Source organism: Leptospira sp. B5-022, assembly GCF_000347035.1.
Classification (GTDB): Bacteria; Spirochaetota; Leptospiria; order Leptospirales; family Leptospiraceae; genus Leptospira_B; species Leptospira_B cinconiae.
In genome coordinates this window covers 211,887-228,015 of the sequence record NZ_ANIJ01000014.1, presented here as the reverse complement: position 1 = coordinate 228,015, position 16,129 = coordinate 211,887, and the positions used below count along the sequence as shown (strand labels likewise).

The following is a 16,129-nucleotide window of genomic DNA, read 5'->3' as shown; positions in this document are numbered from 1 at the left end:
CCAGAAAAATTAGTTTTTCCTTTTCTTTTCCAGGCAGTTTCCCGACTGTATTCCGAGGTAGGGACCAATTCGTCCAATCTTATGGAATGAGTCCTTCGGAACCGATGCTGATCAAAGTAGATTATGAGATCCTAAACGGTGATCATGAGGCTTTGCGTGCCTACTTGAATTCACATGTAGAAGGGAATCCTGCATCCGTAATTTTAGATCTGGATGAAGTGCAGGTGATTACTTCGGTCGCTTTAGGGACTTTGGTAGCGTTTGCAAATCGTCTCCGGGGCCAGGGTATTCTTTTGGAAACGATCAATGTCAGTCCTAAATTACTGGAAATTATTAAGTTAGTCTCTTTGGACCAGGCATTGGGTATTCGCTGATTTATGGATGAAAGTTTTTCCAGTTTTTCTCAGATAACGGACGAAGAATTCAAATTCATTAAGGATTTGATGTATAAGGAAACCGGAATATTTCTGGCGGATCATAAAAAGATAATGGTCCAATCCAGGTTGAATTCCAGGGCCAGAATGTATAAGATGCAGAATGTTTCGGAATATATCCGAGGTCTGCAGGCCGATCGTAAGTTTTTCCAAAGCGAACTTACGGAACTTATTAATCGTATCACCACCAATAAAACCGATTTTTTCCGCGAAAACCATCATTTCGAATTTTTAAAGGAAACCTTCTTTCCTTCCGTTGAGGAGAAGGCTTTGAAGTCCGGAAAAAAGCAGCTACGCATCTGGTCCAGCGCTTGTTCCACCGGGGAAGAGCCTTACTCGATCGCAATCACTTGTGCGGAATATTTTATGCACAAGCCGGGTTGGGATATTAAAATTTATGCATCCGATATCGATACGAACGTGGTACAAACCGCTCAAGAAGGTATTTATAAAGCGGATCGTTTGGATCCGGTCAGTGAGACTCTCAAAAAAAGATATTTTCTAAAAGTGAAGGATCTGACCGGCAAAAATCAGGACACCTATCAAGCAAAACCTGAGATCAAGTCCATGATCGAATTTCATAAGGCAAATCTTTTAGAAACTCCTTATCCGATACGGGAGAAAATGGATTGTATCTTTTGCAGAAACGTGATTATCTATTTCGATAAGCCTACCCAAAAGAAAATTTTCGAAAATTTCGAACATGTGCTGAAGGATAGAGGGCTTTTGGTGATAGGCCATTCCGAAACTCTATTCGGTATCTCGGAAGCGTACAAGTTCTTAGGTCATACTGTATATCAGAAAAAGCCTATAATTTAATCTTGATCGGGGAGTGTTTTATGTTTCGGACATTTTATATTCTTCTAATAATAACTCTTTTTTCTTTCTCTTCCTGCAAGAATAAGGAAGACAGGGAACTTGTAGAATGGGTGGAGAAGGGCGCCCTAGTCCTGGATGTTAGAACTCCGGATGAATATGAAAAACGTCATTTTCCCGGAGCTGTCAATATTCCGATCGATAGTTTACCGTTGAGATCAGATGAACTAGGCCCGAAGGACAGGCAAATCATTTTATATTGTCAATCCGGCGGCGGACGTAGTCAAAGAGCCAAATCCCTCTTAGAGGAAAAAGGTTTTTCTCATATACGGAACGCCGGGGGAATCGACCATCTATTTTCGGTAATATCAAGTGAGTAACGGAAAGGTTCTCTTTCGGGCGATTATAATTTGAATTTTTCGGAGATATTTTTGAGTATCTCCGCCGTATTAGACAAATTCCTGGAGGAAGAAGACATCTGTTCCGCTCCGGATGCAGTGTTGATCGTATGTTCGTTGATCTGCATGATCACCTGAGAAATTTCCGAGACAGCTTTTTTCTGCTCATCCGCGGCTAATTTTACCGCTTCCGATTCGGTCTTTACTTTACCTGCGTTATCCGTCACTGCTCGATTTATATTTGTTTGGGAGCCGGTGATGGAATACAATCTGTCCATTGCATCCGACACTTGATCCACATTCCGGATGATCGCGTGGATGATCTCAGTAGATGCCTGGATCCCTTTGGCTCCGCTGTCCAGTTCTCCCGTGTTTTTAGAGATCATTGCGGAGATAGATTTGATAGAAGAAGCTGTCTTTTCTGAAAGTTTGGAGATCTCTTCTGCAACAACTGCGAACCCTTTTCCTGCTTCCCCTGCTCTCGCCGCTTCTATCGCTGCATTCAATGCGAGCAGTTGGGTTTGGTCGGAAATATCGTTGATGATTCCGATGATAGCAGTCATTTCTCCGGAGGATTTGAGAATATTCGAGATCATCGCATTCATTCCGGACAGGGATTCTTCTCCCTTTTTTGCCTGAAGGGAAATAGACTTGGCCATGTTTAGGGTATTCTGAATCTCTTCTCCGATTTGATTCACACTTTGGGAAAGTTCTGTGATCTTTATCTGGAATTCCGAAATATTCCGGTACTGATTGTAGATGGAGCCGGAGATATTGTCCATCCCCGCGGACATCTCTTCCACAGTTGCTGACATTTCCTCGGTAGAAGCCGCCGTGGATTGGGCTCCATTGGAGAAATTTTCCGAACTCGCGGATAATTCTTCCGCGGAAGATGCAAGTTCTTGGGAGATCTTTTGGATCTCTCTTACCGACGTTCTTAGACTTTCTAAAAACGAATTGGTATCCTTACTTAGGTCTCCTATCTCGTCTTCATGGTAGATCTTTAGGCTCGCAGTCAGATCGCCTGTGGACATGGAGCGGAATAGTTCTCTCGCTTCCTGTAAAGGATGAAGACGAATATTTACTATTTTATAAATAATGAATATGGAGGCTACCAGGAAGACGAACGCAAATGCTATGATCCTAAATAACATTTGATGGACTACTTCTGCAAGTTCGTCCTTGGACACCACTGCAGAAACTCTTAGGCCGTACTCCGGAACATCGTAAACCGTGGCAATTTTTTCCTTTTTGAAAAAATACTCCATATGTTGTTCGGAAGGGAGGGTTAGTAGTTTTTTACCCCAATCCGTTTTGCTCAGATCTAATTTTAGTATCAGCGACTTATCGGGATGTCCCACTACAACTCCGTTCATGTCCGTGATCGCTATGTATCCGTCCGATCCGATCGTAATTCCGTTCACTATAGTCTCTGTCATTTTGTTAAGAGAGATCGCAAAACCCAGGATACCTACTATTTGATTTCCTTCCTTAGTCGGAACCGTAAGAACAGCAACCGCTTCCCCAGTCACTGGAGAAGGGTTTACCTTACTTAAAAGATTTTTTCCCTCTAATGCAGCCTTTATATTTGCGTCAAAGCCGGTCCCTCCCCAGCGAAAATTGTTCGCTTTGCCTGTGGCATCTGCGAAAACCAAGGGATTTTCCTCCGGGGTGGATAGGAACACATTCTCGTAAGTATCATATTTTTTGAATATATTTGCGAGTATGGGATTCAGACTTCCCTTATCCCTTGCTATCGTAGCTTTGATGAACGGAGTATTGGAATTTACGAACTCGGCCAAAGTGGTTTGCTGATCGAAGAAGAACTTGATATGTTTTCCGGCTAATTTCGAGACCTTTTTCATCTCGTCTATGTAAGCTTCTTCCACGTATTTTTTGGCGGTAAAGTATGCGAAGGAGGAAATCCCCACCGTAAGTAGAACGATAGTGACCGTACTTACTGCTAGGATGATGATCTTTAAACTGTTTCTTTGCATCGTAGGGGTTAAACCGGGATCGAATTAGATTTTAAATTTTTCGGTTATGTTTTTTAATATTTCCGCTGTGGTGGCAAGGTTCTGCGCAGAGGAAGACATCTGTTCCGATCCCGAGGCAGTATTTAAAGTATGCTCGTTGATCTGAGTGATCACCTGGGAGATCTCTCTTACGGCTCTTTTTTGTTCATCTGTTGCGAGTTTTACACCTTCTGCCTCCGTTCCTACACGATCCGATTGTTCGTCCACGGACTTGTTTACGGATTCTTGCGCGGAAGTGATCTCGAATAGGTGACTCATTGCTTCCCCTACGGAGTCTACGTTTTTGATGATGCTATGTAAGATCTCCACAGAGGAACGGATCCCTTTGGCGCCTTCGTCCAATTCGGAGTTGTTCTTATTGATCATCTCTCCGATGGATTTAATGGAGGAAGCCGTTTTAACTGAAAGTTTGGAGATTTCTTCCGCAACAACTGCGAATCCTTTTCCAGCTTCTCCTGCTCTTGCCGCCTCGATGGCTGCATTCAATGCGAGCAACTGTGTTTGGTCGGAAATATCGTTGATAATTCCTATAATGGATTTCATTTCTCCGGAGGACTTCAGGATATTTTCTATCATATTGCTCATTCCTGTTAGTGAACTTTCGCCTCTTTTCGCTTCTCGGGAAATGGATTCTGCGATCTGCAGGGTATTTTTGATCTCCGAGCCTATCTTTCTGACTCCGGAAGACAGTTCTTTTATTTTAGTATGAAATTCTAATATATTCGAGTATTGCCTATCGGTGACCGAGGAGATATTTTCCATTCCTGCGGACATCTCTTCCACGGTTGCCGACATCTGCTCGGATGAAGCAGCGGTGGATTGAGCGCCGGTCGCAAAACTTTGGGAAGAAACCGTCAATTCCTCCGCAGAAGAAGCAAGTTCCATCGCGATACGTTGGATATCTTTCAAAGAAGATCTTAGGCTGGCAATAAAAGAATTCAGATCCGCACTCATTACGCCAATCTCATCGTTGTATACGACTTGGATGTCCGAGGTTAGATCTCCTTGCGACATGGTTTGGAAAAGCCTGCTCGCATTTTCCAATGGATCCAGTCTCTTCTTTAGAAGAATATAAAATAGAAAAACGGAAATTCCTACTGTGATTAAACTTGTAAGCCCTATAGAAAGCAGAAGTTCTACTAATGCTTCCCTAACTTCCGCTTTGGGTTGGATGGCAATTACGGTCATTCTCCATTGGTCCAATCTGGAAACGGTGGAGTAACGATCCGCTCCTTTGAAACTGAATTCGAAAATTTCTCCTGATTTCAATTCCAACATTTTTTGGCCGTAGGGTTCTTTAGCTACATCCAAATTCATGATCATTTCCTTCTTAGGATGAGCGATCACCAAACCGGTTTGACTCATTACGGAAACATAACCTTGCTCCCCAATTCGGATCTTATTGATCACTTTTTCCGAGATATCCTCGAAGGAGAGGGCTATGTTCAAAACTCCAATGATATTCGCTCCGTCACGTATCGGAACGGAGATCACAGCAACCGGAAGTCCTGTGATGGGAGATTTTTGAGGAGGACCTAAGTAATGTTTTCCTTCTTTTACTGCGGCGACATTGTCCTTTAGCTCGTCACCTTTCGCTTTATAACCTAGAGATCTTCCATCCAAACTATCCGCTAGGATCCTTTTTTCTCCATCCAAGCTCATAACGAAAATGTTCTCGTAAACCCCGTATCTTTGGTGGACTTCTTTAAAGAAGTCGCCCGCAATCGGTTTGCCTGTGATAGCAGTTTGTATGGCTCTTGGATCTGCGGCTAACGTTTTTGCTACGTTGGTATGGGTTAATAAGAATGCGTCGAACTCTTGAGCGACCACTGCTACGACATTCTGCATTTGATTCAGATGGTTTTCAGTGATTTTTTTCTGACCGAAGTAGTAGGCATTCCCCGAGATCAATAACGTTAATACTGTGAGAATGACGATGCCTGCGCCTAGAAGGATGAACTTTAAACTGCTTTTCTGCATACCAATAATAAAGCCTTCCCGAAGAGGCTAAGAAGTAATAAAAATTTGTCGGCCTAATCGGACAATTCCTTTCAGGCAGTTTAGCACCAGAGCGGATTTTTATTTATGGAGAGACGCATTGTATCTAGTAAAGTGTAGTAGTCAAGAATTTAGTGCTTTCGTGTTAGTTTCTATCTCAAAAGTACTTTAAAATAGTCTGGAATGAATTCTTTGCCAAAGTGCGAAGTCAAAAGGGCGTCATGTGCTCAGGGATTTGTACAGGATGTGCAAGTGAAGGAGAAGCTAAAGTATAGAAAACTGGTACGGTTCTTAGTTGCGTTTTGGATGAGCGGGTAGAACTTGGAAAACGAATTGGAACCTGTCCATTATTCGGTGCTCTATCGGGAGATACTTACCTTTTTCCTTTCCGTATTCGATAAGGACCGAGAACTCCTTTTTTTAGACGGAACAGCGGGAGAAGGAGGACATAGTCTTCTACTATTAGAACAATTCCCAAATTCTAAACTGGTTTTAGTGGATCGGGACTCTGTCATGTTGTCCAGGGCTAAAACAAGACTTTCCGCTCATTCTTCCAGAGTGATTCCTATCGAAGCCAATTTTTCGGATCTCGATTCCGAGTTCTTGAACAGCTTCGGGATTTCCAATCCGCCGGACGGCATTCTTTTGGATTTGGGGATTTCTACCTTTCACCTTTTACACGCAGGAAGAGGTTTCAGTTTTCGAGAGAATGAACCTTTGGATATGAGACTTTCTTCTTCCGGTGGGATCTCGGCAGAAGACGTGATCAATACGTATCCGGAAAAAGTTTTAAGTAAAATTTTTTACGAGTATGGGGAAGAGCGTTGGACCAAGAAGATCGTAGAAGCGATCTTAGAAAGAAGAAGACATTCTCGGATCGGTTACTCGGGAGATCTTGCACAATTGGTTTCCAGAGTGATTCCCAGAAAGTTTTGGCCTCCGGGTAGACACCCGGCGACTCGGGTCTTCCAAGCTCTGAGGATCGAAGTGAACCAGGAACTTCTTCATATAGAGATCGGGGTAAAAAAACTTTTGGATCTGGTCGCAAGGGGCGGGCTCTTACAAGTGATCTCTTTTCATTCACTGGAAGATAGGATCGTTAAAAACTTGTTCAGGGACTATGCAAGAACTGGAGAAGCGAAACTTCTTACCAAAAAGCCCGTGCTTCCGACGGATGCCGAGATGAAAGAAAATCCTGCTTCTCGTTCCGCAAAATTACGTGTCATCCATAAATCCCTTCCGACCGATATTGAAGAGGAAGAGGAGGATGAAGAAGAATGAGTAAGGTTTCCGAATTTTTATCCATCCGTCTTTGGCCTGATCTAGGTTTTTTGTTTCGAATATTCGGTTGGATAGTACTCCCTTTTAGTATCGTACTTTTATTCGTTTGGCAGAATGTACAGGTTTCTAGACTAAACAGAGAACTATCAATCGCCTCCCAAGAAAAAGAAAAACTTTTAAAGAAAAATGACGATTTAAAGATCGGAATGGCGACTTATACTTCTGCACGTAGGATAGAAGCTTTATATCGTAAAACTTATCATTATTTGCCGATCACTGTAGGTGATCGTATTATTACCGTGACTCTTCCTCCGGAAAGAAACGAGGCGGAACTTGAAACTTTCAGAGCTCCTTGATCTTTTTCCGAATATTAAATTAATTTCAGGTTCTTATACTTCCGACGATAAGATTGAATTTGTCCGCACTGATTCCAGAAAGTTAGGACCGAATGACCTATTTTGTCTCCCCGATTCTTCGGGAGATAAGGGAGCAGAATACGCCAAGGCCGCTTCCTCTAAATATATATTAATAGGATCTAAATTACAAATTCCGAAATTAGAAAACAAGATCGTTCTTAGAACTGATCTGGACCCGGAAAGTTTAGCCGGTCCGATCGCTTCTATTATTTTAGATAATCCCTCTTCCAAACTAAAAGTGATAGGAGTAACAGGGACTAACGGTAAAACTTCCTTAACTCATATCTTAGCTTACTTGGGAGAATCTCAGGGAAAATCCTGCGGGATCATAGGAACCACAGGCGTAAAATTTAAGGGTATATTATCCGACACAGGATACACCACTCCGGATCCAAGTAGCCTTCAAGCCATTCTGAAAGAAATGTACGATTCGGGAGTGGAATATGTTTTTATGGAGGCGAGTTCTCACGGTTTAAAACTCGGAAGAACCAACGGGGTCCAATTTAAGGCAGGAGTATTTTCTAATCTCACTCAAGATCATTTGGATTTTCATCCGGATATGGAAGATTATCTAAAAAGTAAGGCGCTTCTGTTTTCTTCCGTAGCTTCCTATCCGGAAACTTTCGGTGTTATAGATTCGGATGCTCCCGGTGGAAAAGATTTTAAATCCACAGTAGAGGTTTCTTCTCCGGCCCTAAAACTTTTCTCCCTCGGTAGAAATTCAGGAGAATTCGAGATCCATTCCGAATCATTCTCCTTGGAAAAAACTTCTTACCTGATCCGTCTTTCCGAGGTTTGGGGCGGAGATACGAAGATTACCACAAATCTTCTTGGCGGTTTTAATGTAAGGAACACCGCGCTTGCATTTGTGACCGCACTGGGATTGGGTTGGGATAAAAGATCCCTTCTATCCGCTTTGGAAAGTATTCCTCAGATTCCGGGAAGATTTCAGATCTACTATAGTAAGGATAGGTCCAAAATGGCGGTCGTGGATTATGCTCATACTCCGGATGCCCTGGAAAATATTTTGAAAAGTATCCGAGAATCGAAACCGAAAGAACTGATCGCACTTTTCGGATGTGGTGGGGATAGGGACAAGAGCAAACGTCCTAAAATGGCGAAGATCGCTCAAGAACTTGCAGACAAGGTGATTCTCACTTCCGATAACCCAAGAACGGAAGATCCGGAAAGTATCTTGGATGATATACAAGCAGGTTTTTCCTCCGGATACTCCCCAATGCTCAGAGAAGTGGATCGAGCAAAAGCCATTCTATACGGGATCTCCCACTTGAAAGAAGGCGGCTGTCTTCTTGTAGCCGGAAAAGGACATGAAGACTACCAGATCATAGGTAGGGATAAAAGGTATTTTGACGACGGGCAAGAGATCCAAAAGGCATTCGGTTCCTTCCATCAATAATCACAATCCTCCTGAAGTCTCGGGCGCGGTATGCTAGATATAAATTTCCAGATCCAAAAAAAATGGCCCAGATCCGGACTTACGTCGATAATTAAGTCGGAGAAGAAGATTTCCTTTTTTACGTTTACTCGTATTCTGCACGGATGAATCTGTCTTCCTAGAAACGATATGTTTTATTTTTTATACGAAAGATTTTTCCAAGATCTAGATTCCTTAAGGCTTTTCAGCTATGTAACCGTTCGGGCCTTGATGGCCGGATTAACTTCCATGTTCCTGACTTTTTGGTTCGGGGGAAGGGTGATCGATTTTTTACACGGATTAAAATTCAGGGAAAGTGTACGGGACGACGGACCGAAATCTCATAGCTCCAAGTCGGGGACTCCTACAATGGGCGGTCTTATGATCGTATCCGCTTTGGTTGTATCCGTTTTACTTTGGGGAAATTTAAGAAATTCGAATGTTCTTCTCTTACTAATTTGTTCTATTTCATTCGCTACCTTAGGATTTATCGACGATTATATGAAGTCGGTAAAAAAGATCAAGGGTGGAATGAGAGCCCGCACTAAGTTTGCCGCTTCGGTGGTTTTAGCCGCGATCTTTTGCGGAGTTTTTTTGTATTCTACGGGAGAGGCTCCGAAAGGTACTACAGGTAAGATCCTATTCCATTTGACGGATCTATTCTTACCTTTCGTGAAAGGGCCGATCCTGTCTTGGGGATATTTCGCGATCCCGTTTTCGATTTTAGTAATATTAGGATCTTCTCATGGAGTCAATCTGACCGACGGTTTGGACGGTCTTGCCGGCGGGACCGCAGGGATTGTTGTCGGAACTCTCGGGTTGATAGCTTACGTTTCCGGAACACCTGTCGCTGCAAATTATTTAAATATTCCTTATCTTCCTCATGCGCATGAATACAGTGTTTTCCTTGCAGCATTGACGGGAGCATTGATCGGGTTTCTTTGGTTCAATAGTCATCCTGCCCAGGTTTTTATGGGAGATACCGGGTCCTTATTTTTAGGAGCCACCATCGGGCTCACCTGCGTAATGTTAAAAAAGGAGATCCTACTTATTATTTTAGGCGGGATTTTTGTCGCAGAATCCTTGTCTGTGATCCTACAAGTCGGTTCTTTTAAGCTGACTCAAAAAAGGATTTTTAGAATGGCTCCATTACATCACCATTTTGAATTGGGAGGGGTGCCTGAAACAAAAGTGGTCATCCGCTTCTGGATAGCAGCCATTATTTTAGCGATCATCTCCTTATCTAGTTTGAAAATACAATGAAGGCGCTCGGGAGAAAGTTCAAAGATTTTTGGGAATCTCCCGATTCCCCTTTCGATCTGGTCCTAGTAGGATCCGTGTTCTTTCTTTTACTCTTCGGAATATGTGTGATGTATTCCAGTTCCTCAGTCACAGCATGGAGAGAATTCCAAGACTCGGAGTATTTTTTAAAAAAACAATTGGTCTGGGCCGTTATCGGTCTTGTGGTTTTTTTCTTCTTTGCGAATTTTCCTTACAAACGTTTGGAAAAATTCGCGTTAGGCGGAATTATAATCAGCATTCTTCTTTTGGTCTTAGTTTTTATTCCGGGCATTGGAAAGTCGGTCGGGACTTATTATGGAAGGAACTTCCATAGATGGATCGGGATCGGACCTTACCAATTACAACCTTCCGAGATCGCTAAATTGGCGGTGGTAGTTTATTTATCTTCTCTCATGGTAAAACTAAAATTAAAAGAGAATCGAGATCCTAAAAGATTTATTATTCCTGCGTTACTATTACTCTCTGTCCTGATTTTGATCTTAGCGGAGCCCGCATTCGGGACCACGATGGAAATTCTATTCGTTGTGATTGCTTTCGTATTTTTATTCGGATTTCCCGTCCGTAACCTTCTTCTTGTAGGTTTGGTATCTCTTCCTTTAGCGTATCTTCTTATCAGCCAAGTAGGTTATAGAAGGAAAAGAATGGAAGTTTGGTTGGATCCATACCGCTTTCGTTACGATGAGGGTCACCAATTAGTGACTTCTTTTAGGGCCTTTTTGGACGGAGGCTGGTTTGGAAATAAGTTGGCCAGCGGATATGCCCATAGATATCTAACCTATAGTCATACTGACTTCGTTCTTGCCACCTATGTGGAAGACTTCGGATTTATAGGATTTTTATTCTTCTTTACTTTGGTTATGGTTCTTCTTTCCAGAGTGTATGTTCTTCTCAAAAGAGTAGATGATCCGTTCGGTTTTTATTTGGGAGCGGGCCTATTGTTTATTTTAGGGACCCAGTTCGTTATTAATAGTTATGTGGTCACCGGTCTTTTCCCGATCACAGGGATCAGCTTGCCGTTTATGAGCTATGGAGGATCTTCCCTTCTCGTGGTTTTGGCGGCCTTCGGAATTCTTGTCAATATAACTAGAAAAGAAAACATAGGCGTATGAGATCGGTTTTAATCGCAGCCGGAGGGACCGGAGGCCATATTTCCCCAGGGGTTGCGCTTGCGGAAAGTCTTGTGGACCGAAAAGATTCCTTAGGGATCTCTAACGTTTTTCTACATTCTTTGATCCGAAACAAGGATAATCCGGATTTAAAACAAGCTCCTTGCGAAGTAGTCTGGCATAATACTCCTTCTCTTTCCGGAAATTTTCTTTTATTACCTTTTCGATATATATTCCAACTTGTCCGATCCTGGATCAAGTTCAGGCAGCTACGAGTGGACGCTGTGATCGGGATGGGCGGATATTCCAGCGTTCCGGCACTCTTATACGCGGTGATCTTCGGCAAAAAATTGTATTTATGCGAACAGAATTGTATCCCTGGAAAAGTGAACCGGATATTTTTCAGATTTGCGGATAAGGTGTCCTTTAGTTTTCCTCCAAAGGACACAAAGATTTCCTGTAGTTGGGAAATATTAGGAAATCCTTTAAGATCCAAAACGGTCCCTAAACTTGCTTTAAAGTTTAGCGAAAAATGGGATCCTAAAAAGAAAAAACAATTTAACGTTTTAGTAATGGGTGGTTCTCAGGGAGCAAGACAGATCAATAATATGGTAGTCAACCTGATGAAACACGAAATGATCCAGGAAAGGTTCCGTTTTAGGATGTTGACGGGGACCGCGTTATACGACGAGGTTTCCAAAAAGACAAAGGATGCAGACCTGATCTCTTATTCGGATAATATGGCGGAACATTACGACTGGGCTAACCTGGTCATCGCTCGGTCCGGTTCCGGGGTTCTTTCCGAATGTGCCGCTTACGCTCTCCCTATGATCTTGATCCCATATCCTTTCGCAAAAGACGATCATCAAACAGCGAATGCGAAATACATGGAAGCGAACGGTGCAGCAGCCTTGCTCGAGCAACGGGATGAGGACGAAAGCAAACTTTTCCGCATCTTGGACGGATTTGCTCAGAAGCCGGAACTATTAAATGAAATGTCTATTAGATCATTAGAATGTTCTCATGTAGAAGCCTCTACTGAAACGGTAGGTTTCTTTTTCGAAAATACGAAATAATGGAAAGCGGGTCCATCCAAAAAAGACTGGGATTTTCCAAACCTTTTTTCCTCGGCATCGGCGGCTCCGGCATGTCTAGTCTCGCCCATATATTGGCGGATGCAGGTTTCGAAGTTTCCGGTTATGACGGAAAAAAAAGTCAGGTCACCGAAAACTTAGAGAAGAAGGGTGTAAAAATTTTCTCCAAACTTTCCGATCTTGGAGAAAATATTGAATACGACTCCGTAATTTATTCTTCCGCTATCCGATTGGATTCCCATCCTATTGCTTCCTTCTTTAGGCAAAAAGGGGTCCGATTCTTTCATAGATCCGAAGTTTTGCATCTCTGTTTTGAAGATTTGACTTGTATAGCGGTCGGCGGTTCTCATGGAAAGACTACAACGACTGCGATGACCGCCCATATACTCGATGATCTGGGATATTCCCCTTCCGTAATGGTAGGTGGGGATGTTTCCTTTTTGAATGGAGTAGGTGGAAGATTTTCCGCCGGTAAGTTTGGGGTCTTTGAGTCGGACGAATCCGACGGAACATTCTTAAATCATAAGGCCCAAGTGCGTATCCTTACGAATATAGACGAGGATCATCTGGACTTTTATCATACCCGTGAGAAATTATTGGAAGCATTCTCCCGATTTATTTCTTCCGGAACACAAACGGTCGTTTTAGATCTGGATGATCCGGGTATAACGGATTGTTTGGAACTGGTGCAAGATAAATCCAAAATATTCGGCTTTTCTTCCTATAATACCAATGTTAAAGCGGCCGACTTTCGAAATTTAGTACATTATAAAATAGAAAATAAGAAACTGACCTTCTTCCTGAATGGAAGGGAATTCGAGATCAGTTCCCGATTTCCCGGAAAACATTATCTTACGAATTCATTGGCTGGAGTACTTGCGGCTTATTCTATAGGAGCGGATCCTGAAAAAGCAGCCAAGTCGGTTTCCGGATATGCCGGAGTGAAACGCAGGCTGGAATATATCGGAAATAAAAATGGTGTGGATATTTACGATGATTATGGGCATCATCCCACCGAGGTCCAAGCAGTGCTTTCTTCTGTCCGAGAGTTATCCGGAGGAAGGGGAAAGCCTGTGATCCTATTTCAGCCTCATAGATATACTCGGACTAAAAACTTATACGAGGACTTCGCCAAAAGTTTGGACCGAGTGGAAACAGTTCTACTTCTTCCCATTTATTCCGCTGGAGAAGATCCTATCCCGGGAGTCTCTTCCGAACTTATCGCGGACAAAATGAAGATACGGCCTAAAATCCTTTCGGGTAATCTTGGAGCGGATCTATCCGTCCTGAAGGAAATACTTAGCCCCGGAGACGTATTCGTAAGTTTAGGAGCGGGGAATGTTCGGGATTGGGGACTTGGACTTTTGAAGTCTTGAATTCGATTTTCGAATTTCTAATGTGTTTATTCATAAATACAAATAACAGTGATATGTTCTTTTTCTAAATCGGATCATTTCAAAAAGTATTGGACGAATCTTGAAAATCCACCATTTTGACGAGTAGTAGAATGAAGTTAGTAATCAATATACCTTGCTATAATGAGGAAAAAACTCTTTCTGCAGTACTTGCCGAGATCCCTAAAAAGATCCCAGGAATCAAAACGATAGAAGTCCAGATCGTGGATGACGGTTCTACGGATCGCACTTCGGAGATTGCAGCTTCTTACGGGTGTAAAATAATTTCCCACAAAAAAAACTTAGGACTGGGAAGAGCATTCAAATCCGGAGTGGAGGCTGCTCTGGAAAGTGGTGCGGATATTTTCGTAAACACGGATGCGGATAATCAGTATCCTTCTTCTTATATTCCTGATCTGATTGCTCCGGTCATGACAAGTTCCGTGGACATAGTGATCGGGAACAGAGTGCCTTGGAAGGTGGAACATTTTTCTCCATTAAAGAAAACTCTACAATGGTTCGGGAATCTAATCGTTCGAAATCTGATCGGGACCGATATTCCGGATACTGTCTCCGGCTTCCGGGCTTATTCTAGAGAAAGTCTATTAAGACTAAATGTAACCACTAAGTTTTCTTATGTTTTGGATACAATTGTGCAAGCAGTCAAAATGGATCTGACTGTTTCTTCCGTTCCGATCCGTACGAATCCTCCTACCAGAAAGTCTAGGTTATTTAAAAATATATTCCAGCATATGTGGAAGTCCGGTACTTCTTTGGTAAGATTATTGATCATATACAGACCATTTCAATTTTTTGGGGTCTTGGCTGTTACTTCGTTTGTTCCTGCATTAGCGATTGCGATCCGATTCTTGATCTTTTTCTTTTTAGGAATAGGTAAAGGACATGTGCAGTCTTTATTGTTTGCAGTTGTGTTAGTGATTATTTCCGGTCTGTTTTTGGTTTCCGCGATACTGGCGTTTTTGGTCGGGAATAATAGAAAACTCCTAGAAGAAAATCTTTATCATATTAAATTGATGTCTTGGAATCATAGATTGAAGAAAGAAAAATCTCTTCATAAAAAATGAAGACTTGGTCTCGCTCGGATTTGCAGGTTTAGTTATATATTTTTCAAATCCTTTAAATTCTAAATTCACTTAAGATAGTTTAAAATTTCCATGCTGAAAATTGAAAAAATCCTATTCGTATCTTCCACATTTCCTGCTTCCGAGAAAGACGATGTTCCTGGATTTGTGAAGGATCAAGTATTAGCTCTAAAAAAACTACATCCGGAGACCGAGTTTGTAGTTTTAGCTCCTCATGATGCTCGTTCCTATACAAAAAAGGAAACCAAATACGAAGAGTATACGGAGCGTAGATTTCATTATTTCTGGCCTTTTTCCATGGAGAAATTGGCAGGCCACGGGATAATGCCTACATTAAAAAAGAATAAAGTATATTTTTTAATGATCCCCTTATTATTTTTATTCGAGGCTTTATCTTTATTCGTTCTGGTCAGAAAATTTAAACCAGATTATATTTATGCTCATTGGTTTACACCACAAGGCATTTCTGCAGGTATTGTCGGTTTGCTTTCCGGGACCAAGTTTGTTTTTACGAGCCATTCTTCCGATGTGATCATTTTGAAAAAGTTACCTATATTAGGAAGAGCAACAGTCCGTTTTTTTTCCAGGCGTGCTAAAGCAATTACCGTAGTTAGCAAAAGGTCTTTTGAAAAATTGAGATCTTTTTTTCCCGAGAAGGATTGGAACACAATTTCTAGAAAGGTCAAAATTATTCCTATGGGGGTTTATTTGGCTCCAGAGCTTTCGACAAATACTTTGTCTGAAGATAAAAAATGTACCGTCGCTTTTATTGGAAGGTTTGTGGAAAAGAAAGGGATCCACTTTTTGATCCCTGCTTTTGAAAAATATTTCTCCTTCGATCCGGATTCCGAATTAAGAATAGCGGGCGACGGTCCTTGGAGAGACAAACTATTGACTTTGGCAAATTCTGCAAACTTGCCTAAAGATAAGATCCAGTTTGTAGGTTATCTGCAAGGTGAAAAGAAGCGAAACTTTTTACAAGAATCGAACATTATAGTTATTCCATCTATCATTTCCAAAGACGGAGATTCGGAAGGTTTGCCGGTTGTTCTATTAGAAGGAATGGCTTCCGGAAAAATATGTATCGCTACTTTTGAAAGCGGTGCGGACGACATTATAGACGATGGAATAAATGGCTTTTTAATTCCCGAAAAAGATCCTGACGCGATCTCAAATTCTCTTTTAAAAATAAAATCACTCAGTCTTGAACAAAAAGTCAATATCCAGAAAAAGGCGATTGAGACCGCAGCTAAGTTTGAATGGTCTGCGGTTGCAGAACAACATTGGGATTTTTTATTTCGTAATGGATAATAGGA

The 16,129-nt window shown here is 42.0% G+C and carries 14 protein-coding genes; 12 read left to right on the top strand and 2 right to left on the bottom strand.

Annotation, left to right across the window (positions count from 1 at the left end):
* The first annotated feature begins 104 nt into the window (after positions 1-104).
* Genes LEP1GSC192_RS19675 through LEP1GSC192_RS05555 form a run of 3 tightly spaced genes read left to right on the top strand, consistent with a single transcriptional unit; the run spans position 105 to position 1,630 of the window.
* A complete protein-coding gene (locus tag LEP1GSC192_RS19675; RefSeq protein WP_020768761.1) occupies positions 105-374 on the top strand; it encodes an STAS domain-containing protein in 270 nt (89 codons plus the stop codon).
* A 3-nt stretch (positions 375-377) separates the two neighbouring features.
* A complete protein-coding gene (locus LEP1GSC192_RS05560; protein WP_020768922.1) occupies positions 378-1,253 on the top strand; it encodes a protein-glutamate O-methyltransferase CheR in 876 nt (291 codons plus the stop codon).
* Positions 1,254-1,273: 20 nt separating this feature from the next.
* Positions 1,274-1,630 (top strand): rhodanese-like domain-containing protein, encoded by a 357-nt coding sequence (locus tag LEP1GSC192_RS05555; RefSeq protein ID WP_020768851.1) that lies wholly within the window; start codon positions 1,274-1,276, stop codon positions 1,628-1,630.
* A 23-nt stretch (positions 1,631-1,653) separates the two neighbouring features.
* Here LEP1GSC192_RS05555 and LEP1GSC192_RS05550 read toward each other — a convergent pair whose 3' ends face one another.
* Positions 1,654-3,645 carry a methyl-accepting chemotaxis protein gene (locus LEP1GSC192_RS05550; protein ID WP_020768807.1) on the bottom strand — a complete coding sequence of 664 codons (1,992 nt, stop codon included), beginning with the start codon at positions 3,643-3,645 and terminating at the stop codon, positions 1,654-1,656.
* A gap of 24 nt (positions 3,646-3,669) precedes the next feature.
* Positions 3,670-5,664, bottom strand: a complete 1,995-nt coding sequence (locus LEP1GSC192_RS05545) for a methyl-accepting chemotaxis protein (RefSeq protein ID WP_020768934.1) — start codon at positions 5,662-5,664, stop codon at positions 3,670-3,672.
* A gap of 339 nt (positions 5,665-6,003) precedes the next feature.
* Between LEP1GSC192_RS05545 and rsmH the strand changes: the two genes are divergently transcribed.
* From rsmH to LEP1GSC192_RS05500, 9 genes are all read left to right on the top strand, one after another.
* Positions 6,004-6,963, top strand: a complete 960-nt coding sequence (rsmH, locus tag LEP1GSC192_RS05540; RefSeq protein ID WP_020768925.1) for a 16S rRNA (cytosine(1402)-N(4))-methyltransferase RsmH — start codon at positions 6,004-6,006, stop codon at positions 6,961-6,963.
* Positions 6,960-7,319, top strand: coding sequence for a hypothetical protein (locus LEP1GSC192_RS05535; protein WP_020768942.1), 360 nt, complete (start codon positions 6,960-6,962; stop codon positions 7,317-7,319). The genes rsmH and LEP1GSC192_RS05535 overlap by 4 nt, the downstream gene beginning before the upstream one ends.
* Positions 7,297-8,796 carry a UDP-N-acetylmuramoyl-L-alanyl-D-glutamate--2,6-diaminopimelate ligase gene (locus LEP1GSC192_RS05530; protein ID WP_020768927.1) on the top strand — a complete coding sequence of 500 codons (1,500 nt, stop codon included), beginning with the start codon at positions 7,297-7,299 and terminating at the stop codon, positions 8,794-8,796. The genes LEP1GSC192_RS05535 and LEP1GSC192_RS05530 overlap by 23 nt, the downstream gene beginning before the upstream one ends.
* A gap of 168 nt (positions 8,797-8,964) precedes the next feature.
* The gene (gene mraY, locus LEP1GSC192_RS05525) at positions 8,965-10,077 is read left to right on the top strand and encodes a phospho-N-acetylmuramoyl-pentapeptide-transferase (protein WP_020768771.1); all 1,113 of its coding nucleotides are present in this window, start codon (positions 8,965-8,967) and stop codon (positions 10,075-10,077) included.
* Positions 10,074-11,225 carry an FtsW/RodA/SpoVE family cell cycle protein gene (locus LEP1GSC192_RS05520; protein ID WP_020768897.1) on the top strand — a complete coding sequence of 384 codons (1,152 nt, stop codon included), beginning with the start codon at positions 10,074-10,076 and terminating at the stop codon, positions 11,223-11,225. Before mraY ends, LEP1GSC192_RS05520 begins: the two co-directional genes overlap by 4 nt.
* Positions 11,222-12,298 (top strand): glycosyltransferase, encoded by a 1,077-nt coding sequence (locus tag LEP1GSC192_RS05515; RefSeq protein WP_020768962.1) that lies wholly within the window; start codon positions 11,222-11,224, stop codon positions 12,296-12,298. The genes LEP1GSC192_RS05520 and LEP1GSC192_RS05515 overlap by 4 nt, the downstream gene beginning before the upstream one ends.
* The gene (gene murC / locus LEP1GSC192_RS05510) at positions 12,298-13,692 is read left to right on the top strand and encodes a UDP-N-acetylmuramate--L-alanine ligase (protein WP_020768906.1); all 1,395 of its coding nucleotides are present in this window, start codon (positions 12,298-12,300) and stop codon (positions 13,690-13,692) included. The genes LEP1GSC192_RS05515 and murC overlap by 1 nt, the downstream gene beginning before the upstream one ends.
* Positions 13,693-13,823: 131 nt before the next feature.
* Entirely contained in the window at positions 13,824-14,795 is a 972-nt protein-coding gene (locus tag LEP1GSC192_RS05505; RefSeq protein WP_020768977.1) for a glycosyltransferase family 2 protein, read from the top strand.
* Positions 14,796-14,885: 90 nt separating this feature from the next.
* Positions 14,886-16,124, top strand: coding sequence for a glycosyltransferase (locus tag LEP1GSC192_RS05500; protein ID WP_020768916.1), 1,239 nt, complete (start codon positions 14,886-14,888; stop codon positions 16,122-16,124).
* The last annotated feature ends 5 nt before the right edge of the window (positions 16,125-16,129 follow it).